At 64.0% G+C, this 19,944-nt stretch carries 17 protein-coding genes and 1 pseudogene; 5 read left to right on the forward strand and 13 right to left on the reverse strand.

Going from position 1 to position 19,944, the window contains the following annotated elements:
- Positions 1–47: 47 nt before the first annotated feature.
- Positions 48–1,089: pseudogene (gene galE, locus QFZ23_RS16295) on the reverse strand (UDP-glucose 4-epimerase GalE).
- Between the two features lie 475 nt (positions 1,090–1,564).
- On the opposite strand from galE, the gene QFZ23_RS16300 reads away from it, so the two are divergent.
- Positions 1,565–3,304, forward strand: coding sequence for a GH25 family lysozyme (locus QFZ23_RS16300; RefSeq protein WP_306924458.1), 1,740 nt, complete (start codon positions 1,565–1,567; stop codon positions 3,302–3,304).
- Positions 3,305–3,637: 333 nt separating this feature from the next.
- Here QFZ23_RS16300 and QFZ23_RS16305 read toward each other — a convergent pair whose 3' ends face one another.
- From QFZ23_RS16305 to QFZ23_RS16340, 8 genes are read right to left on the reverse strand one after another with little or no spacing between them, the layout of a single operon-like run.
- Positions 3,638–5,074, reverse strand: a complete 1,437-nt coding sequence (locus QFZ23_RS16305; RefSeq protein WP_306924460.1) for a lipopolysaccharide biosynthesis protein — start codon at positions 5,072–5,074, stop codon at positions 3,638–3,640.
- Complete coding sequence (locus tag QFZ23_RS16310) at positions 5,067–6,221, reverse strand: aminotransferase class I/II-fold pyridoxal phosphate-dependent enzyme (RefSeq protein ID WP_306924462.1); 1,155 nt, start codon at positions 6,219–6,221, stop codon at positions 5,067–5,069. The genes QFZ23_RS16305 and QFZ23_RS16310 overlap by 8 nt, the downstream gene beginning before the upstream one ends.
- A gap of 21 nt (positions 6,222–6,242) precedes the next feature.
- On the reverse strand, positions 6,243–7,250 hold the full coding sequence (locus QFZ23_RS16315; RefSeq protein WP_306924464.1) for an SDR family NAD(P)-dependent oxidoreductase: 1,008 nt from the start codon (positions 7,248–7,250) through the stop codon (positions 6,243–6,245).
- 5 nt (positions 7,251–7,255) lie between these two features.
- Positions 7,256–8,314 (reverse strand): sugar phosphate nucleotidyltransferase, encoded by a 1,059-nt coding sequence (locus tag QFZ23_RS16320; protein ID WP_306924465.1) that lies wholly within the window; start codon positions 8,312–8,314, stop codon positions 7,256–7,258.
- Between the two features lie 5 nt (positions 8,315–8,319).
- Positions 8,320–9,474, reverse strand: coding sequence for a UDP-N-acetylglucosamine 2-epimerase (gene neuC / locus QFZ23_RS16325; RefSeq protein WP_306924466.1), 1,155 nt, complete (start codon positions 9,472–9,474; stop codon positions 8,320–8,322).
- Position 9,475: 1 nt separating this feature from the next.
- Positions 9,476–10,528, reverse strand: a complete 1,053-nt coding sequence (locus QFZ23_RS16330) for an N-acetylneuraminate synthase family protein (RefSeq protein WP_306924469.1) — start codon at positions 10,526–10,528, stop codon at positions 9,476–9,478.
- Positions 10,525–11,226, reverse strand: a complete 702-nt coding sequence (locus QFZ23_RS16335) for a transferase (protein ID WP_306924471.1) — start codon at positions 11,224–11,226, stop codon at positions 10,525–10,527. Before QFZ23_RS16335 ends, QFZ23_RS16330 begins: the two co-directional genes overlap by 4 nt.
- 1 nt (position 11,227) lies before the next feature.
- Positions 11,228–12,277 (reverse strand): hypothetical protein, encoded by a 1,050-nt coding sequence (locus QFZ23_RS16340; RefSeq protein WP_306924473.1) that lies wholly within the window; start codon positions 12,275–12,277, stop codon positions 11,228–11,230.
- A gap of 37 nt (positions 12,278–12,314) precedes the next feature.
- On the opposite strand from QFZ23_RS16340, the gene QFZ23_RS16345 reads away from it, so the two are divergent.
- The 3 genes from QFZ23_RS16345 to QFZ23_RS16355 all read left to right on the forward strand — a co-directional run bounded on the left by QFZ23_RS16345 (position 12,315) and on the right by QFZ23_RS16355 (position 15,064).
- Positions 12,315–13,400, forward strand: a complete 1,086-nt coding sequence (locus QFZ23_RS16345) for a Gfo/Idh/MocA family protein (RefSeq protein WP_306924475.1) — start codon at positions 12,315–12,317, stop codon at positions 13,398–13,400.
- Between the two features lie 72 nt (positions 13,401–13,472).
- Positions 13,473–14,264: an acylneuraminate cytidylyltransferase family protein gene (locus tag QFZ23_RS16350; protein WP_306924477.1), complete on the forward strand. Its 792-nt coding sequence runs from the start codon at positions 13,473–13,475 to the stop codon at positions 14,262–14,264.
- Positions 14,261–15,064, forward strand: coding sequence for an SDR family oxidoreductase (locus tag QFZ23_RS16355; RefSeq protein WP_306924478.1), 804 nt, complete (start codon positions 14,261–14,263; stop codon positions 15,062–15,064). The genes QFZ23_RS16350 and QFZ23_RS16355 overlap by 4 nt, the downstream gene beginning before the upstream one ends.
- 22 nt (positions 15,065–15,086) lie before the next feature.
- On the opposite strand, the gene QFZ23_RS16360 is transcribed toward QFZ23_RS16355, so the two are convergent.
- From QFZ23_RS16360 to QFZ23_RS16370, 3 genes are read right to left on the reverse strand one after another with little or no spacing between them, the layout of a single operon-like run.
- Positions 15,087–15,911 carry a glycosyltransferase gene (locus tag QFZ23_RS16360; protein ID WP_306924479.1) on the reverse strand — a complete coding sequence of 275 codons (825 nt, stop codon included), beginning with the start codon at positions 15,909–15,911 and terminating at the stop codon, positions 15,087–15,089.
- 1 nt (position 15,912) lies between these two features.
- On the reverse strand, positions 15,913–16,266 hold the full coding sequence (locus QFZ23_RS16365) for a DUF2304 domain-containing protein (RefSeq protein WP_306924480.1): 354 nt from the start codon (positions 16,264–16,266) through the stop codon (positions 15,913–15,915).
- Positions 16,267–16,269: 3 nt separating this feature from the next.
- On the reverse strand, positions 16,270–16,953 hold the full coding sequence (locus QFZ23_RS16370) for a glycosyltransferase family 2 protein (protein WP_306924481.1): 684 nt from the start codon (positions 16,951–16,953) through the stop codon (positions 16,270–16,272).
- A gap of 95 nt (positions 16,954–17,048) precedes the next feature.
- Between QFZ23_RS16370 and QFZ23_RS16375 the strand changes: the two genes are divergently transcribed.
- Entirely contained in the window at positions 17,049–19,112 is a 2,064-nt protein-coding gene (locus QFZ23_RS16375; protein WP_306924482.1) for a DUF6541 family protein, read from the forward strand.
- 105 nt (positions 19,113–19,217) lie between these two features.
- Here the strand turns inward: QFZ23_RS16375 and QFZ23_RS16380 are convergent, their stop codons facing one another.
- Positions 19,218–19,943, reverse strand: coding sequence for an ABC transporter ATP-binding protein (locus QFZ23_RS16380; protein WP_306924483.1), 726 nt, complete (start codon positions 19,941–19,943; stop codon positions 19,218–19,220).
- Between the last annotated feature and the right edge of the window lies 1 nt (position 19,944).

Genomic DNA, 19,944 nt, shown 5'->3' on the forward strand with positions numbered 1-19,944 from the left:
TAACCCAACCGAAGCGCCTGTGTACGGCAACCGGCCATCCGCAGATGTTACGTCTCGGAGGCAGCAGTTCCACCTTCACCGGCGTAACCGTAGGGATTTTGCACTCTGCCAGCGCCAGTGGTCAGCGCACATCTGCGCCAGATCACGGTGAGCGGACCATCCCAGGTCCGCCAAGGCTGCAGAAGCGTCGGCGTAGCTCACAGCCGCATCCCCCGGGCGGCGCGGAGCGAACTCGTAGGGAACGGGATGGCCTGCGGCAGCGCCGAAGGCCTCGATGACCTCGAGCACGGACGAACCGCGGCCGGTTCCGAGGTTCCACCGGAACGAGCCGGTCTTCGTCTTAAGGTAGTTCAGCGCTGCGAGGTGACCGGCCGCCAGGTCCATGACGTGGATATAATCGCGGACCCCTGTTCCGTCGGGCGTCGGGTAATCGTTGCCAAAAACCATGACCTTCTCGCGCCGTCCCACCGCGACCTGCGCAACGAAGGGCAAGAGATTGTTGGGGATCCCGCGCGGGTCTTCGCCTATGCGTCCCGATTCGTGGGCGCCCACGGGGTTGAAATAGCGCAGCAGCGCGATGCTCCACCGCGGGTCGGCGTCGCTCAGGTCGGACAGGATGTCCTCGATCTGCTCTTTCGTCCTGCCGTAGGGGTTCGTTGCATCCAGCGGCGACTTCTCGATCAGGGGAACGTGCTCGGAGGCGCCGTAGACGGTAGCCGATGAGCTGAAGACCAGCCGCCGAACACCGGCTTTCTCCATGCTCTCAAGCAGGTTGAGCGTGCCCACCACGTTGTTCTTGTAGTACCAGAGCGGCTTCGCCACAGACTCGCCGACGGCCTTCAGGCCCGCGAAGTGGATGACGGCGTCGAAGCCGCCCTCCGCGAAGACCTGATCGACAGCCACAGCGTCGAGCAGGTCGGCCTCGCGGAACTCCACCTTCTTGCCGGCGAGCTCTTCAACACGGCGGACTGCCTCGATGTTCGAGTTCATAAGGTTGTCCAGCACGACGACGTCGTGCCCCTCCTCGAGCAGGCATAAAGCCGTGTGTGAACCGATGTAGCCGGCGCCGCCGGTAACCAAAACCTTCATGGCCACCAGTCTAGGCGTACGCGGAATAGCCCTGAAATTCGGGTGACGCGCAGGCGGTAGCAACAACCTTCCGGCCACTCGCCTTCTCATTGGCCACAAGAGAATCAATGCCATCCTCAGCACCACTAGTAACAGAAAGTGGTATGTTAGGCGCGCCAAGGACTAGCCCTTGGGGGATGGCGTGGTGGAAAGCGACCTCGACCGACTCTGCAACGCCCAAAGGGCGCTGAGGCCAGGCCGTTGACTCCGGAGCAGAGACATGACACAAACAAAAATTGCACGGCGCAAAACTGCCGGCCGATTTAGCGCCGGCATTCTGGCATTGGTGGTGCTTGCCGGTCTGGGAATTCCGGTTCCCGCCTGGGCCCTGGAGCCAGAGCCGACTCCCACGACGGGCGAGGCAAGTGTTCCCCCGTTCAGCGACCCCGCGGCTGGCCTCGACACGGAGGCAGCCAGGGCAGCGATGCGGGCAGCCGTGGGCGAAGACGGCGCGCACATGGGCCAGGGCAATCCAGTTGCTCTCCAGCCGCGGCCGAACGCCGTAACAGAAGCCACATGGGTCCCGTCCTTTGGCGTCAAGGGCCAAGACGTTAGCAGCCACCAAACGGCCGTTAACTGGCAGCAGCAATGGAACATGGGGTCGCGCTTCGCGTATGTGAAAGCCACCGAAGGCAATTACTACATCAGCGGAAGTTTCAGTTCCCAGTATGAGGGTGCCCGCAACGTCGGCATGGTTCGCGGCGCCTATCACTTCGCCATCCCCAACGCATCTTCCGGTGCAGACCAAGCCCGCTTCTTCGTGGCCAACGGCGGGGGGTGGTCGGGTGACGGCTACACCATGCCTCCCGTGCTGGATTTCGAATTCAACCCTTACGCAGGCCAGACCATCAACGGCTTTTACCACGGAAACACCTGCTATGACAGGACGCCACAGCAGCTGGCTACGTGGGTCCGGGACTTTGGCAACACCATGCGGTCCTTGACCGGCCGACTGCCGGTCATCTACACGAACACGGGCTGGTGGAAGCAGTGCACCGGCGATGCCCTTGGCTTCGGCGACTATCCCTTGTGGGTGGCCAACTACCCAACCGCCCCGTCCGACGATGCCGGGCCTATCCCGTCAAGCTGGAGCCAGTACAGTATCTGGCAGTTTAGCCCAAGCGGGCCGTTTGCAGGCGACTCGAATGTCTGGAACGGCACCTACGCACAGCTGCAGACCTTTGCCAGGAACGGTGTCGACTCCGCAGGCGCTATCGAGCGGAAGTGGCTGTCATTGGGTGGAGCCTCCGGAAGCCTTGGAGCGGCAATCTCCAAGTCCGACATCTGCAACCTGGTTGGCGGCGGATGTTACCGATCCTATGCGGCCGGCAACATCTACTGGACCAGCGCAACTGGTGCACATCCTGTCACGGGCAGCTTTTGGAAAGCCTGGGGTGCGGCGCGCTGGCAAAGCGGCATCGGCTATCCTACCGGCGATGTCACCTGCCCCTACGGGGCGCCCGCCTCCTCAACATGCCACCAGAAATTCCAGGGCGGCATTGTCTATGCCACTCCCGTCGCGGGTACCTTTGCGGTGACCAACAGCTACATGTCCGCATGGAAAGCTGCCGGCTGGCAACAGGGAATCGGATACCCGACCGCGACGGCTTCCTGCGGCCTGTACGGCGGCGGCTGCTACCAGCCCTTCCAAAAGGGCAACATCTACTTCTCTGCATCCACCGGAGCCCATGCAGTGACAGGTTCGTACTGGGATGCATGGAAGGAAGCAGGCTGGCAGCAGGGGCTTGGCTATCCGACCGGCCCGACTGGTTGCGGGCTTTATGGTGGTGGTTGCTACCAGCCCTTCCAAAAAGCCAACGTCTACTTCTCCCCCGCTACCGGCGCCCATGCCGTTTTCGGGGCCTACTTCAGATCGTGGCAGTGGGCTGGCTGGCAGGCGGGCGTCGGTTATCCGACTGGACCAGCGAAGTGTGGACTTTACGGCGGTGGCTGCTATCAGCCGTTCGAACGGGCCACGAGCTACTACACCGCCGCAACCGGCGCAAACATGGTCGGTGAACCGTACTGGTCAGCCTGGCGCAACGCGGGCTGGCAGAGTGGCGGTCTCGGTTATCCCCTCGGCGTAGCCGTACAGTACAACGGCTACCGCGAGGTACCGTTCCAAGGGGGATCCATGATCTACAGCGCCACTGGGGTTAACGTACGCCGCAAATAAGCGACGGGGCACGGCGACGAGTCAAACCTGGGGCCAGCGAAAAAGAACTGGTGCGCCCCAGGGGCCCCACACTGGTGGCGTATGTACCTAGCGCGCCGCCGATTATCCGTTATTGGCCCGGCAGCACAAAGAAAATTTGGGACTGTGAGCAAGAACCGTGTTCTCCGATGACGATGAAAATCCCGGAACCAACACGATGAGCGTGTGGCCAGCCAGCAGAGCCCGCGCCGAGCGTCGGCGGGCGACGGGAAAGAAGTCACTGGTGCGTGCCGCCGACTTTGCGGCCGGCCGATGCCTAACGGGCTTCGTCACAGTCAGCGCCGCTCGTGCCAGTCATTGTGAAGCCCTTCCCGTCCGCTTTGCCCTGCGCTTGTGCCACACTGCAAGTCCGCCGGCACCTGCCAAGGCCACCGCGCCTGCGGTAATGATTCCCGAAACGATATCCCGCGGAACCATCAGCAGTGCGGCGACATAGGTAACCGCGGCAACACAGCACAGCGCATATGTGCGTACCGGCCACCCGCCCGGGGCCCGCCGACGTGCTACCAGAAAATACACGCCGCCGAGAAGGAAAAAGGATCCCGCGGATGTTGCGGCCATCAGCACCAGGTTCCCGGCGGACGCCGGTCCCAGCGCTGCCAGGGCCGAAATAACGAGCACCGAAGGCGTGACCACCGCCAGGATCCAGGTCACCTTGTCGGCAAAGAGCAGCGAGGAAGCGTTCAAATACAGCAGGTAGCCGAGGGCGATCAGGGGCATTATCTGCGCGACAGGGATGAGGTCCTCACGCCCCACGGCCATGATGTGGGTCACCACATTCGCTCCACCGCTCGCCACGATGACCAACGCGAGTCCCGCGAAACTCGCTGTCTTCATGACTGAGCGCATCCGCTCCGGCCGCTCCCCCGGCTTCGCCGACATGATGGCTGGAACCCACGCGTTGTTCAGGGCGCCCAGCAGCGTGACAGTCCCCAGGACAAAAATCTGAACTTTGCCGTAGTCCCCGGAGACACCCTCCGCAGCCACAGCCGCCAACAGAAAAGCGGCTCCCTGCGTCAGGAGCATCATCGATCCGGTGTGCGGCAAGACGGGCAGTCCGATGAGCAGCGCCTCTTTTGCGGCGCCGGGTACGGCGAAAGGCGGTGACGGCGGCGCAATGAACAGCGCCGCGACTGCCGTGAGGCAGACCGCGGTCCCGAAGCCCACCATGAAAACGCTGGCGGTGGCGCCGACAACGAGCATGGCCAACAGCCCCACGCCATAGGCAGCCACCGATGACCCGAGGCTCAGCAGAACGAACGCAACGGGCCGGCCTTGGGCTCGAAGCAGAGCCTGGGCAGCCAGCACGGTGGCGAGCAGGCCCATCGTCAGCAGCGCCACGGTGAAGCTGAACACTCCGTGGCCACCGCCCGCCAGCCACCAGTACACCGCCGCCGCGATGGCCCCGACAAGAGCGCCGAGCAGGCTCAGAAAGCCGCTGATGGAACGTGCCTTGGCTGCACCGTTATGGTCGAACCATGCCTTGGTAATTGCCAGCGGCAGTCCTGCCGCGCCAAGGACCACGCCAATCTGGATTACCGAGACGGACAGGAACAGCTCCTGCCATTCAGCATCATTGTTCAGCACTCGGAGCGCAAATGGCTGGACGAGAAAGATTCCCAGGCCCTGCATGAGTGCGCCCACCAGATAAAGAACCGAGTTCCTGCCTGTCTTGTCCACAGCGCTGCTGTTCCCGGATTCGGCAACGTCTGCCCGCCCGGTACTACTCACCGCTGAGTCGTAGCCATTCGTGGACCCGTTTTATCACGCGGTCCTGATCGGCTTCCGTAAGGTCGGTGGAGCATGGCAGCGAAAGGCCACGGGAAAAAAGATCTTCGCCGATGCTGCCGCCGAGGCTGAGCTCGTCCTGCAGCGGCGGCTGCATGTGCAGCGGCCGCCATAGCGAGCGGGATTCGATATTCACTTCGGCCAGGAAGTCCTGCAGTTCGTCCCGTGCGCCAGTTCCGCGCGAGGCGGGGACAAGTACCGAGTACAGCCAGTAGGTCGATTCCTGGCCGGGGAGGCTCGGAGGCGTCTGGATCTCAGTGCCGGCAAAAGCGTCGGCGTAGCGGGCCGCGATTTTGCGCTTTGTTTCCACGAAGCCGTCGAGCCGCTCCAGCTGCGCCACTCCGAGGGCCGCGGCGATGTTCGTCAGCCGGTAGTTGAAGCCGATTTCGTCGTGCAGGTAGCCGCGGTCTGGGAGCCGGGCCTGGGTCGAAAGGTGCTTTGCCTTCGCCGCCAGTTCGGGATCGTCAGTGGTGAACATGCCGCCGCCGCCGGTCGTCATGATTTTGTTTCCATTGAACGAGAACGCACCCATGTGGCCGACCGTCCCGACGTGGCGGCCTTGCAGCGGCCCCTCGGTCCACATGGCGCCGAGAGCCTCGGCGGCATCTTCGATCAGGATGATGCCGTATTCATCCGCAAGTTCCCGCGCCGCCTGGGCGTCGGCGGGCTGGCCCAGGATGTGCACGATCTCGATGGCCTTGGGCAGCTTCTCCCCCGCTGCCGTCCTGCGCTCGATCTCGCGGCGCAGGCTCACGACATCCATGCACCAGGACTCGGCCAGCGAGTCCACCAGCAGCAGGTCGGCGAACTGGTAGGACGCCGCGTTGGAGCTTGCCATGAAGGTGAAGTCCGACACGGCAACGAGGTCCCCCGGCTGAACGTCAGCGAGGCGCATCGCAATGTGCAGCGCCGCCGTTCCCGAAGCGCATGCCACGGCGTGCTTGGCGCCGACGTAGTCAGCGAACTTCTGTTCGAATTCGGAGACAAACTGCCCCACGGAAGAGACAAACCCGCTGGCGACGGCTTCGTTGACGAGTTCGGCTTCACGCTCGCCGATATTGGGTACAGCTAGTGGGATACGGCTCGCCACAATTGACCTTTCTGGCAACACTTATCGGGAGTAACGTGCGGCTGCGGAAAGGTCCACGCCGCGGGCCTTGATCCATTCGGCGGATTCCCGCAGGCCCTCTTCGAGGCTGACCTGCGGTGCCCAGCCCAGTTCGGCCAGCGCCTGCGACGGGTCCGAAAGAAGGTGCATGACTTCGCTGGCTTCCGGGCGGACGCGCTCGTCCTGGGTGATGATCTCCGCCGTTGATCCGGTGACCTTCCGGGCCATTTCAACGAGTTCCCCGATGGAGACGTCGTAGCCGGTGCCGAGTTGGATGACCTGGCCCTCCAGCGGGATGTCCGCGCTGGCTGCCTTCAGGAATCCGTCGGCCGTGTCAGTGACGTACGTGAAGTCGCGGCGGGGGGTCAGCGAGCCGAGGTGGATCTTGTCGGCGCCGGCAACCATCTGCTGCAGCACCGTGGGGATCACGGCACGTGCGGACTGCCGGGGACCGTAGGTGTTGAACGGGCGCAGGACCACTACGGGAGTCTCAAAGGAGCTCGCCCACGCCTCGCAGAGCTTGTCGGCGGCAATCTTCGTGGCGCTGTACGGGGACTGGCCGCGGAGCTCGTTTTCGATGGTGATCGGCACGGTCTTGGGAGTTCCGTAGACCTCGGACGTGGAGGTGTTGACCAGCCGCGGCACGTTGTGGCGGCGCACGCCCTCGAGGACGTTCAGCGTGCCCACGACGTTCGTTTCCACGTACGAGCGGGGCGCCTCGTAGGAGTAGGGAATCGCGATGAGGGCTGCGAGGTGGAGGACGACATCCGAACCGGCAACCAGGTCGGAGACGTACTCCGCGTCCCGGATGTCGCCGAGGCGCAGATCGACGGAGTCACGCTCTTCGGGGCTCAGGTCATCAAGCCACCCGTAGGAACCGTTGGAGTTGTAAACGCAAAGGGCGCGCACGTTGGCACCCTGGGCGATCAGCCGCTGGGTGACGTGGCTTCCGATGAAGCCGTCCGCGCCCGTAACAACTACGGTCTTGCCCGTAAGGTTCTGCTGAGTCAAGGTGATCACTGGCCTTTCGCTGTCGCTAGGTCTTTGGGTGTTCCGACGTCGATCCAGTCGGATTCGATCGGCCATGCGGCCACTGTCTTGGACTGCTCAATGCAGGCCTGAACCAGTTCCGGCATGGAAAAGGGTTCAAGGTACGGCACCAGCGCCAGTGCCTCAGGAGACACGGCGTAAATGCCCGTGCTGATTTCGAATTCGATGCTCGGCTTCTCAACAACCGATGAGATCGATCGTCCCTCTCCGATGTCCAGGACACCGAAGGGCACCTGATGGACGTACGGCCGGGCAGCAACGGTCACGCTCGCGTTCTTGGACGCGTGGAAGGCGAGAAGCTCCGCTGCCGAGTACCGCACCATGAGGTCCGCGTTGGTGACAAGCACCGGCTCGGAAATGTCAGGCCGCTCGTGGTAGAGCAGCCCCAGCGCACCGGCGGTGTTGAGGGGCTTCGCCGGGTCCTCATGCAGATACTTGATCGTGCAGCCGAGCCGGGAGCCGTCGCCCAAGTGGGCCATTATTTTTTCGGCCAGATACGCCACGGAGACATAGATGTTCGTGACGCCCGATTCCACCAGTCCGAGGATGATCCACTCGATAATGGTCCGGTCGGCCACGGTCATCAGCGGCTTCGGGGTGTCCTTGGTCAGCGCGCCCAGGCGCGTGCCCTTGCCTCCGGCCATGATGACGGCAATATTGCTCAGGGACGTCCGGCCCACAATGTCGTTGAGGGTGTGCAAGCCGACGAGCTTGCCGGAATCGTCCACCACTGGAACTTCGCTGATACGCAGGCTCCGCATCAGGTCCAGCACGGAGGCGCGGGTGGCATCAGGCCCGACGACGTGCGGTGCCCGGTTGGCGTACTCGTGGACGAGTCCATCGAGTTCGGCTCCCTTGAGCAGGCCGCGGCGGATGTCGCCGTCGGTAAGCACTCCCTGGAGCTTGCCCGACTCGTCGGTGACGAGGGCTATTGCGGACGCGCCGCGGTCGATAGTCTCCAGCGCCTGCCTAACAGTGGCGTCCTGCCCGATGCAGACGTTTGCGAGGGGCCCGTCAATACTCATACGTGTCATTCTCCAGCGCCGATGTCAATGAAGGCCTTGGTTAGCGGCGTCCGTCCGCTGCCAACCACTACGCGTTCGATCCGTTCGGACGAATGCGAGTCCCCATACGGATTGACCACTTGGCGGGCCAATTCCTGGAACTCCGCGCTCAAAGCCTTTTCAATACTAGCGTGGATCCCCGGACGCTCGTCGCGGCAGTGGATGACGTTGGCGCCGCTTTCACGGCCTTTTTGCCGGTCCCCGACATTGACGACCGGCACGGAAAACGTTGCAGCCTCAAGAATGCCGGAGGAGGAATTCCCCACCAGGGCGTCGATGGTGGCCATGACACGGGGGTAAAGCGGTCCCAGGCTTTCCCGTACGATCGCGGTGCCGCCGGCAGCAATCTCCTCAAGTTCTGCCACGATTTCGTGTCGCCCGGCGTCAAAACCCGGATAAGTCAGAATCGCTGTGCCTGCGGCGGCAATGGACTCGTCGAATACCTGCCGTGCCAAGGCGCCGGCGTTCCCGGACATCTCGGCTGTGGGCGGGTGGTATGTGACCATCAGCAGCGGACGGATCAGGGGCCGGCCGAACTCTGCCTGGAACTCTTCCTCTGTCAGGGGGTTCGGCTCCCTGAACCGGTCGAGCCCGGGGGCACCTGTCTGATGAATCCGTTCCGGCGATTCGCCAAGCTGGGCCACCCGGCGGGCGGCCCCGGCCGTGCTCACACAATGTTGGTCCGCCAGTTTGGTCACAGCGTGCCGGACGCGCTCATCGAGCGCCCCTTCAGTGACTTCCCCGCCATGGAGATGCACCAGCCTTACGCCTGAGACAACAACTGCCGGCACCACGTAAAGCAGCTCCCAGCGGTCGCCAAGAACAACGACGGCGTCTGGCTTGCTCCGCTGAATCAGCTCGGCCATGTTCCCGGACAGTTTCGGGCCCAGCGCCAGCTGGCCCAGAGCGGAGGCGTCATCCAGGTGGAGCCCCAGGTCATGGTGCACGAAGGCGCCGTCCTGGAGTCCTGCCTCCCGCAGCCGGCTGGCTGCTGTCCCGGCCGGGAACCCGACAGCGGTTGCCACGTGCAACTCGACGTCAGGATTTCCGGCCAGCTGGACAAGGACCGGGGCGAGTGGGAAGAGATCCGCCCGCGTCCCTACGAACCCCAGCACCCGCATGTCAGGCCAGGTCTTCGGCGGTTATCGGCGTTCCGGCCTTGATGGCACGGCCTGCGGAGCGGCCCACCACGTTGGCTGACGGCAGGAGTCCGCCCTCTGGGCGGAGGATGGCGACGTCGGCCTCCGTGATCACGGCACCCGCTGCGATGTCCCGGACTGCGTGGAAGGAGCGCCGCACCAGCCCGGCGTTGGCTTCCTCGCTGGGCATCCTGCGCTTGTTGCCGTCTCCCAGTGCCCGGTACACGTCACGGACGGAGCGCACGTAGTCCTCGAACTCGTCCCGCTCAAGCGACGCGGAATGGTCCGGACCGTTGCGTGTCTTGTCGGTGGTGATGTGCTTTTCCAACAGAGTCGAACCCAGTGCCGTGGCCGCGATGGCCGTCAGGGAGCCCGGCGTGTGGTCGGACCAGCCAACCTCGACGCCGAATTCCTTCCGCATCGCGGGGATGGCGAGCAGGTTGGCCTCGTCCAAAGGTGCGGGGTAGGCAGAGACGCAGTGCAGCAGGACGGTCGCGGGCGCCTTGGCCGTCGCCTCGAGCGCCGCGGCGATCTCTTCCCGGGTTCCCATTCCCGTGGACACGATCATCGGAATGCCGAATTCCGCAATGGCGGCCAGATAGGGAGTGTTCGTCAGCTCTCCGGAGCCGATCTTGAGTCCCGGAACACCGATGTCCGCAAGCATTCGTGCGCTGTCGTAGTCGAAGGGCGTGGAGAGGAACGTGATCCCCCGCTCGGAACAGTGGTCCCGCAGCTCAACCCAGGCAGTCTCGGGCAGGGTCAGGCGCCGCAACATCTCGGACTGGGACTCCGCGAACCCAGCCTTTTTCTGGTACGGCGTGGTGTCTGCAGCTTCCGTGACCAGGGATTCAGGCTTGAAGGTCTGGAACTTCACCGCGTTGGCGCCGGTGTCGGCAGCCATGTCGATCAGTTCATGGGCAACTGCCACGTCACCGTCGTGATTCACTCCCGCCTCTGCAATGATGAAGACTTCCTCGTCAGGGCCGATGCGGTGCGGACCGAACGTCACATGCTGGGCTTTGGATTCGATGGTCACAGGGTTGCGCCTTTCTTGGATGTCAATTCCCGGGCCGGAACACCGATGTAGGTTGCTCCCCCGGCGAGATCACGCGTCACGACAGCGCCCGCACCGATCACAGACAGTCCTCCCACGGTGCAGCCGGGAAGGACACGGGCGCCTGACCCAACAAATACTCTATTGCCCACGAACGAGGCCCCCAAAAGCACCGAACCAGGGGCGAGGTGCGTCCCGGCTCCGACGCCGGCCTCGTGTTCGACAATCGCGCCGGTGTTGATGATGACCGCTGGGCCTATGTCCGCCAACGGGCCCACGTGGGCGTGCTCGCAGACCTGTGACAGGGCCCCGAGGCGGGCGGTCGGATCAACGGTTGCACTTGCTGCGACCAACGGGCCGGTGAGCAGGCCCAGTTCCGGCGAGGCGATGATCGATTCCGCGATGCGGTTCCGGACGCCGTTGTCCCCGATGCCGACGGCGATCGACAGGGACGCTTCGGCGGCAAACCTCAGCGCTTCGCCGTCGTCGAAAAACACCCGCGGGGTCCGGCCGTCCGCGGCAGCGAACGGGCTGAGGCTCCGTTCCGACGCTGCGGAGTCCCGGGCTGCTCCAGCCAGGCCTGCGTCAGAAACGGCGGCCACATGGTCTCCGCGGCCGTTCACGATCGACGCGAGGCTGCGCGCGTGCCCGGACGCCCCGATGATCAGCCAGGCGCCCATCCTAGAGCCGGCCCGACTCTTTAAGCCTGACCGCCTCGACGGCGACCGCCGGCGTGAGCTTCGGCAGCGGGGAGGGCAGGTGTTTGAGCGGGTGGCGGAGGAAGTGGATCGGGGACAGGCCGGCTTCGCCGCTGTGGGCACCTTCGGGGCGTTTCCGCAGCCCGAGGACCGCCTGGGCTTTTTCCAGGGGGCCACTGGCCCAATAGTCCCAGAATGCGCCGAAAGAGCGGCTGTTCCAGCCGAGCAGGCTCTTCAGTTCGGCCGGGGACTTCATGTCCTGCACACCGAGTTCCATGTCGGCTATGCGTTTGAGCTCCGCGTTGTCCGGTGACGGCTCATAGAATTCCGGCCACAGCTCACGCATCCGAAGTCCGGGATCGGATTCCGCGTTCTGGCCGAGCTGGAAGTCCGGTCCGTAGATCTCCACGTCAGCGCCGGCAGCCGCGGCGTAGAGAAGGGCCGTCGACATACGGTTCGAAACAACTTTCTGCGCGGAGGCCATCATCCAGAGAATCCGCCCCAAGAACTGCGGGTCTCGGCGGTCGCCCGCGCTGATGACGCTGTGCCCCGCGTCCGTCCAGGCGCTGTAGATCTCAGGGTGCTCGAGGTCCTCGATATGGAGGCACACCGTGGCTGGTCCGTCACGGCGGAGGACCTCCTGTGCGAACCCATCGTGGTCACCGCTGACTTTCACCAGTGCTGTTCCGTGGAGGGGCAGCACCAGGGGGCCCATCGTCCGGTCCGGCAGCCCGCCCTTATCCTGCACTGCTTTCTGGAGGTACAGGAACGGCGCCCCGACAGCGGTGATCATGCTGGATCCGTCCGGGAAAAGGTTCTCTGGTCCTTCGGGCGAGTATCCCCGCGACGCCGACGTCCAGACCAGCCGCTTCCGGTTGGCACCACGGTCATTGAAGTCTGCAAACTGGGCCAAGACAGGCGATTTGACCGTCCATCCGTGCTGCACCAAGCCCGGAATGTGGTGGATCCTGTTCATTCCGCAGTGGTGCGCGAATGCCGCAGAGTGACCGTAATAGTGATTCTGGATATCCATTTAGAGTAGCGGCGCCTTGAGCAATAGAGTTGAGCAGATGACGCTCACATCATACTTGGATGTCTCTCCGGCCTTGGCTCCGGTGCCTTCTGCCCGGCTGGCCGGGCAGCCGGAGGGGGGCCGCAGGACCTCCGCTCTGGTGAGGGGCACCGGCTCCATTGGCGCCCGGCATTTGCGTGTGCTCGAAGAGATGGGTGTCGACGACATCTTCGCGCTCCCCGTCCGTCCGACCGCAAGCCTTGCCGGCCGGAGCGACATTCCCGCGTCCGTCAAGTTGCTCACCAAGCACCCGGAAACAGACATGGACGTGGTGATCATCGCCACCGACACGGCGCGGCACGTCGATGATGCCCTGGAAGCCCTGGACCATAGCCCCAAGGCACTCCTGCTGGAGAAGCCGGTCAGCCAGGATGCGGCGAGTGCCCGCAGCCTCTCGGCGCACCCGAGGGCAGACACGATTTCCGTGAGCGCGCCGCTGCGGTTCCATCAGGGACTCGCGGTCCTGGCCGACCTGCTTCCGCGCATGGGCCAGGTCACCAGCGCCCAGGTGCGCTCCCAGTCCTGGCTGCCGGCGTGGCGCCCCAACCGCGACTACCGCGACAGCTACTCGGCCCGCGCTGCCGAGGGCGGGGCCCTGCGCGACCTCGTCCACGACATCGACTACCCCGTCATGCTGCTCGGCGCGCCCTCCTCCCTGCAGGCCACGTTGGGGCACGGCGTGCTCGGAATCGAGGCCGAAGAATCGGCCGACCTGCTGTGGGACGGCCACGGAGCGGTCCACATCCGGCTTGACTACGTCACCCCGGTCAAGACCCGCAGCATCCGCATCAGCACCACCGACGGCGCGTTGTGCTGGGATGTGGTACACAATGAGATCGCCGTCGAAATTGCGACGGCGGCAGGCGTCCAGCGGAGATCGATCCGCTTTCCGGATGATGCTTCGGTCGATGTGGCTCTCGCCCGCCAGACCCTTGCTGTTCTGGAGCAGGCCGGCGTGTCCGCCGGCAACCTGATGGCCCGGTTTGTGCCGGCAGAGCTTGCGGACGGAATTCGTGCCGTGGCCATCTGCGACGCGGCCCGGGCCGCCCACTCCTCCGGCGGGAAAGAACCGATAGTGTGGTAATCAGCTTCAGCTGCAGACAACGTCAGCGTCCGATCCGGCACGCTGGGCACGACTCCCGAGGGCAACAACACCATGACTGATACTTCCATCCGCCCCCGCGTCCTGGCGGTCATCCCGGCACGGGGAGGATCCAAAGGGCTACCCGGCAAGAACATTCGCCCCCTGATGGGCAAGCCGCTCTTGGCCCACTCCGTCGCGCTGGCAGCTCTCCTGGGCGATTCCGTCAGGTGCATCGTGTCAACGGATGACGAGACCATCGCCGAAACGGCCCGTGCAGCCGGCGCCGAGGTCCCTTTCCTGCGTCCCGCCGAGCTGGCGTCGGACACGGCACCCATGAGCGTGGTGCTCCGTCACGCCTTGGCCGCCATGGAGGAAATCGACTCGGTGGCTTACGACATGGTGCTGCTCCTGGACCCGACAAGCCCGACCCGCACCCCCGAGCGGGTGCGCGCGGCCATCGACGCCCTCGTGGCCACGCCAGAGCTGGACGGCGTGGTTGCGGTCTCCGAGCCCTTCTTCAACCCGACCTGGGTGGGGGTGCGGCCTGAAGCCGACGGCCCCGGCCTGGTGAGGTACTTCGAGGAAGGAACAGGCGTCGTCCGCCGCCAGGACGTGCCGCGGTACATGCGCATCAATGGAAGCTTCTACGTCTGGCGGGCAGATTTCATCCGCCGGCTGGAAACCAGCTGGTTCGATGAGGGCCGCCACGGGTTCGTGGAAATACCGGAAACGCATGCTTTCAGCATCGACGACGAACACGAGTTCCGCCTCGTTGAGGCGGTCGTCGGAGCGGGACTGGCCCCGCTGCCGGGCTACCAGCCCGACACTGCACCCGGCGCGTCCACCACGGAGCCGGCCAAGTGACCGGCCTAGACGGACTGGACGGCATCTTCAGCCTTGAAGGGCGCATGGCACTGGTCACCGGAGGCGCCGGGCCACTGGGCCGGGTGCTGGCCGGGACTCTCGCCGCCCAAGGTGCCGACGTCGTCGTATCAGACGTCGCCGCCGATGCCTGCGAAGAAGTAGCAGATCAACTGGCGCGCCAGTACGGCGTGAAGGCCACGGCGGTAGCGGTCAACCTCCTGGAAGACGGCGGAACGAGCGAACTGGCCGGGGCCATCGACGGGCCGCTGGACATCCTGGTGAACAATGCTGCCTTTACCGGCACCTCGGGGATCCCCGGCTACGCCGTCCCCTTCGCGGAACAGACCGACGAGGCCTTTGAGCTGGCCTCAAAGCTGAACCTCCGAGTGCCGTTTTCGCTCGCCCGCGAACTCGCACCGAAGCTCTCGGCGGACGGACGCGGCTCGATCATCAACGTGTCGTCAATTTATGGGATCGTGGGACCGAACATGGGCCTTTACGAAGGCACGGTCATGGGCAACCCCGCCGCTTACGGCGCCACGAAGGGCGGCATCGTCCAGCTCACGAGGTATCTGTCCACGGTGATGGCCCCTGCCGTTCGCGTCAATGCCTTCGCGCCAGGAGGGATCGCCCGGGGCCAGGCCGGGGAGTTCACCGAACGGTACGAGAAGCTGACCCCGCTGCGGCGAATGGCCACGGAGGACGACTTCCGCGGCGTTGTCGCCTGGCTCGCCTCGGACGCTTCCCGGTACGTCACAGGCCAAACCATTGCGGTCGACGGCGGCTGGAGCGCTTGGTAGGCGCCCCCGCGGTTGCGGCGGACTAGCGGGAGGCTGCAGTTCGGATGCGCCGGATCAGGGACGGCGGCAGGTAGTACATCATGTACAGGGCCGCACGGAATGCCGTGTTGCGGATCAGTTGGCTGCCCGCAGACTTCCCCAGCAGCAGGGCGAGGTCCTTGCGGCCGGCATATACAGTCTTGACGTAGGACGCGCGGGGATGTACGCCCCGGCTGGTTTGGTCGGGGTGGATGCGGTACTCGACGACGTCGGCCTCGAGGACCGCCATGCGTCCGCGCAGCGCCAGGCGCAGCCAGAGGTCGTAATCTTCCATCTGCCGCAGCGGCTTATACCCGCCCACCGCCCGGTAGTCAGTGGCACGGAACATGATCGCCGACTGGACGAGAACGTTCTGCTCGAGCAGCTTTCCCCGCACGTCAGCGCCTGATGCGTGTCCGAACGCTCCGATTCGCGCGCCTTCCTCATCAATCCACGGCGTCTGGCCGGTCACGGCCACGGTGTCCGGATGCTCACGCAGGTACGCGACCTGCCGGGCAAATCGGCCGGGCAGTGCGACGTCGTCGGAGTCCAGCCGGGCAATGAATTCGCCCCGGGCATGCTTGCACGCCTCGCGAAGGGCATGCCCCACGCCTTGGGAATTCGTACCGTGGACCAGCCGCACCCGCGGGTCGGAGGCCCATTCCGTGCCCGGGGCCAGTTCCACCCCGTCAAGGTAGAGGATCAGCTCGAAGCTGGCGCCGGTCTGGTCTAAAACGGAGCTAACCGCCCGGTCCAGCCACCGGTGCATGCTGTTGGTCGGTATGATCAGCGAGACATCCACCATGGGTTCTACCGGCTCTGCGGCCATATTATTTGCCGTCCGTTTCCCAGACTCTCGGAGTCTCGTCGATGGCAATCCTCCGCGACAGCTTCGTCAGCGAGATCTCGGTCTGGCGAAACCGCTGGTACGTCGTGGCCATGAAGATCAAGAGCCATACAACGACGCCGTAAAGCACGAGGTCGGTTCCGCGGCCGATTCCGAACCATCCGGCGACGGTGGTCAACATCTGCGGAAAGAAGATTGAAAGCGCGGCCACGAAAGTGAAGACCATCAACATGAGGCGGCGGATTGCCAGGTGCCTTGCGTTGGACCCGCCCCGCATGAGGATCATCGCGACGAGGACGACAGCGAGGACCAGGATGAGCTGGATGACGATTAGCATTTATTACCTCAAAAACAGTTCCGCGAGAATGTTGACCGAGTTCAGCAGGGACTGGCCCTTGGCCTTCGAGTAATCCGTGTAGATGATCTCTACGGGGTGTTCCACATAGCGGGGCTTCATCGTGGCCAGCCGGTTCACCAGTTCCGAGGCGTGGGCCATGCGGTTCTGGGTCAGGTTGATGTTTCGGGCGACGTAGGGATTGAAGGCACGCAGCCCGTTGTGGGCGTCCGTCAGGTCCAGACCGGTGGACAGTTTGGATTGCAGTGCGGCTGTTTTGAGCACGATCCGCTTCATGGGCGACAACTTGGTCCGGTCATCGAGGAACCGGGAGCCGAGCACGATGTCCGCCTCATCGCTGAGGACACGGCTCGCCATCTCGAACGCGTCAGAGACTTTGTGTTGCCCGTCGGCGTCGAAGGTCACAATGCACCCGAGCTTCGGATCCTGCAGCGCGTACTCGATGCCGGTCTGGAGCGCGGCCCCCTGGCCAAGGTTGATGGGGTGCTGCACCACCACGGCACCCGCCTCCCGGGCGATCTGCGCCGACTTGTCCGAGCTGCCATCATCCACGCACACCACGTACGGGAAAACGGGCAGGAGACCTCGGATTACATCGGCGACAACGGTGCCTTCGTTGTACATAGGAATGACAATCCACGTTCGATTCACTGGACTAGTCTCCCACATTGGGAACAGGGGCCGGGGACGGCGCTGAGCGCCCGTGCTGCTTACAGTATTGTTGGCAACTGGCCTTATTTCCCTGAAACCGTCGAGGAGCCTCCATGCCCTGGGTGACATTCCTGCCCGTTCTGCTGCTTGCCGCAGTGATCTTCCTCGGGCCGGGACTGTTGGTCATGCGCGGGGCGGGGGTAAGGGGTCTTCCCCTCTTCGCGGTCTCCGGTCCGACGACGGTCACCATCGCCAGCGCCGTTGCTGTGGCGGCCCCCTACGCCGGTGTCGGCTACGGGATCGTCCCCGTTGCTGCCTGTGCCCTCGTCCTCACGGTCACGGCTCTCGTGCTGCGCTATGTCCTGGCCATGCGGGGCATTGTGTTCGGCGCCCAGCCCCGGAAGTCGTTCATAAACGCCGCGCAGGACGGTGCGGACACGGGGCCAATCCTGACGCCAGGGCAGGAATGGGTCAGGCGCGGTGCGATCGTTGCCGCGTTCGCCGTACCGGCGGTCATCATCGCCGTGCGGTTTGCACGGATCATCGGCGCGCCCGGCAACATCTCGCAAACGTACGACAACATTTTCCATCTGAATGCCATCGGTCATATCCTGATCACCGGGTCGGGGTCGTCCCTGACGCTCGGAAACCTCACCACAGCTTCCGCGGCGTTCTACCCGGCCGCGTGGCACGATCTGATCGCACTCGTCGCGTCAACAGCGTCAGTCTCAGTGCCGGAAGCCATCAGCGCCGGCAATATCGTCATTGCCGCAGTCATGTGGCCGCTGGGCATGATGTACCTGATCAGCCGGATCTCCAGTGGACACGTCCTGCCCATGCTGTTGACGGGGGCACTGGCTGCGGGCTTCAGCTCCTTTCCCTACCTCATGGTTGACTTCGGGGTTCTGTACCCCAACCTGTTGGCGATCGCCATCATGCCGGTGGCACTGGCGCTGACCGTTGATCTCCTCGGCCTCAACCCGACGAAGCGGCGAATTGTGCCGGTCCTCTGCCAGGGCATCCTCATCCTCCCCGGCCTGGCCCTGGCGCATCCGAGTTTCGTCGTTGCCTTGTTTGGGCTGGCCCTCCCGCTGCTGCTGACCAAGCTCGTCCGGCTCGCCGCCGGCTTCAGGCGCGGAGAGACCTCGGGCCGGCAGTTGATTGGCTTTACAGTCCTGACAGCCGTGTTCATTCCGCTGGTTTTCATCGTGTGGGACATGGCCGGCCAGAGCCTCACGTCGTCACGCTGGCAGCCCTATCAGACGGTTTCTCAGGCCATCGGTGAGGTTCTTGGCGCCGGCCCCCAAGGAAGGCATGTTTCCCTAGTGATGTTCGTGATGCTCGTGGCGGGACTTGTCGCCTCCATCGCGCGCCGCAGGCTCGTATGGGTGCTGGGCATGGCCTTTATTGCTGCCGGACTTTTCATCGTGGCGTCCGCCCTTCCCCCGAGCGAGACCCGGCACTTCCTGACCGGAGTTTGGTACAACGACTCATTCCGCCTCGCCGCGATGCTGCCCGTCGTCCTGCTGCCCTTGGCTGTGCTGGGAGGCGAAAGCATTCTGCGCGGAGCTGCCGCCATATCCACGCGGCAGCGGATGGGCGAGACGGCCAGCAGGATGCTGCGCCTTCCCCGCGCCACGGCCTTAGACAAGATTGCGCCCGCCGCCGTTCTGCTCGCGGGGGTGTTCGCCATTGCCGTGGGTGCACAGTTCGGTGCTGTCGGAAAAGAACAGGTCTTTGCGTCGGCCAACTACAGGACAGGGCCCCGTGCCCCGCTCGTGTCTACCGACGAGCGGGCACTCCTGGAGCGCCTGCCCAGCCACGTTCCAGCCGGGGCCACCGTCTACGGCGATCCCTGGACCGGGGCTTCACTGACGGAGGGACTGTCGCTGCGCCGCTCTGTATCCCCGCATATCGTGGGCCGGCGTACCCCGGACGAACTGGTCATCCTGAGCAGGATCGACGAGGCTGGCGTCAATCCGCTGGTGTGTCCGGCCGTGAAGAGGCTAAATGTGCAGTTCGCCCTCATCTTCGACGACCACGAGGTGCACGGCGGAGCCCACCCCAACACCGCCATGGACAAGGCTGACAGCGCGCCTGGGCTGAAGCTCGTTGATCAGCAAGGACCGGCCCGGCTTTACCAGGTGACCGGTTGCGGCCCGCTGGGGAACCAGTAGTTTTAACCGACAAAAATAGGCCCCCGTCCGTCCGATTGGACGCACGGGGGCCTATTTTGTCCTACCAAGCGGGCAAGGCATATGCCCCGGGGGATATCGCGTTAGCTAACTCCGCAACGTGGCCACTGCCTGTTCGATGGGACCATCAAATGTGACATTTCCCCGGTCGAGGAGGATTCCGCGGTCACAAATCCGGGAAACCAAGTCCAGGTCGTGGCTCACCACCACGAGGGTCTTACCCTCCGCCGCCAGCTCTTGAATCTTTTCGATGCACTTCTTCTGGAACGGCTCGTCACCAACCGCCAGGATCTCATCCACCAGGAAGACTTCCGGATCCGTGTGGACGGCTACGGAAAAGGCCAACCGCAAGTACATTCCCGACGAGTAGAACTTCACTTCGGTGTCGATGAATTTCCCGATTTCGGCGAATTCAACGATGGAGTCGAAGCGCTCGTTGATTTGTTCCTCGGTCATGCCAAGGATTGCCCCGTTGAGGTATACGTTGTCCCGGCCCGACAGGTCATGGTGGAAACCTGCACCTACCTCAATGAGACCGGCTACACGGCCGCGCGTCCGCACGGTTCCGTTGTCGGGCACCATCACACCGGAAATGTGTTTCAGCAGTGTCGATTTGCCGGATCCGTTGAAGCCAAGGAGGGCCACGGCCTCACCCTGGCCTATTTCCAGTGAAACGTCATGCAGTGCGTGAAACTTTTCCGAAAGATCGCCCTTGCGGCCTTTGGCCAGCCAGACGATGGCTTCCTTGATAGACCGTGTGTGGCGCAGCACGAACTGTTTGTTGATGTTCTTGACTTCGATGGCGGTGGTCAAG

Source organism: Arthrobacter globiformis (assembly GCF_030818015.1).
Classification (GTDB): Bacteria; Actinomycetota; Actinomycetes; order Actinomycetales; family Micrococcaceae; genus Arthrobacter; species Arthrobacter globiformis_C.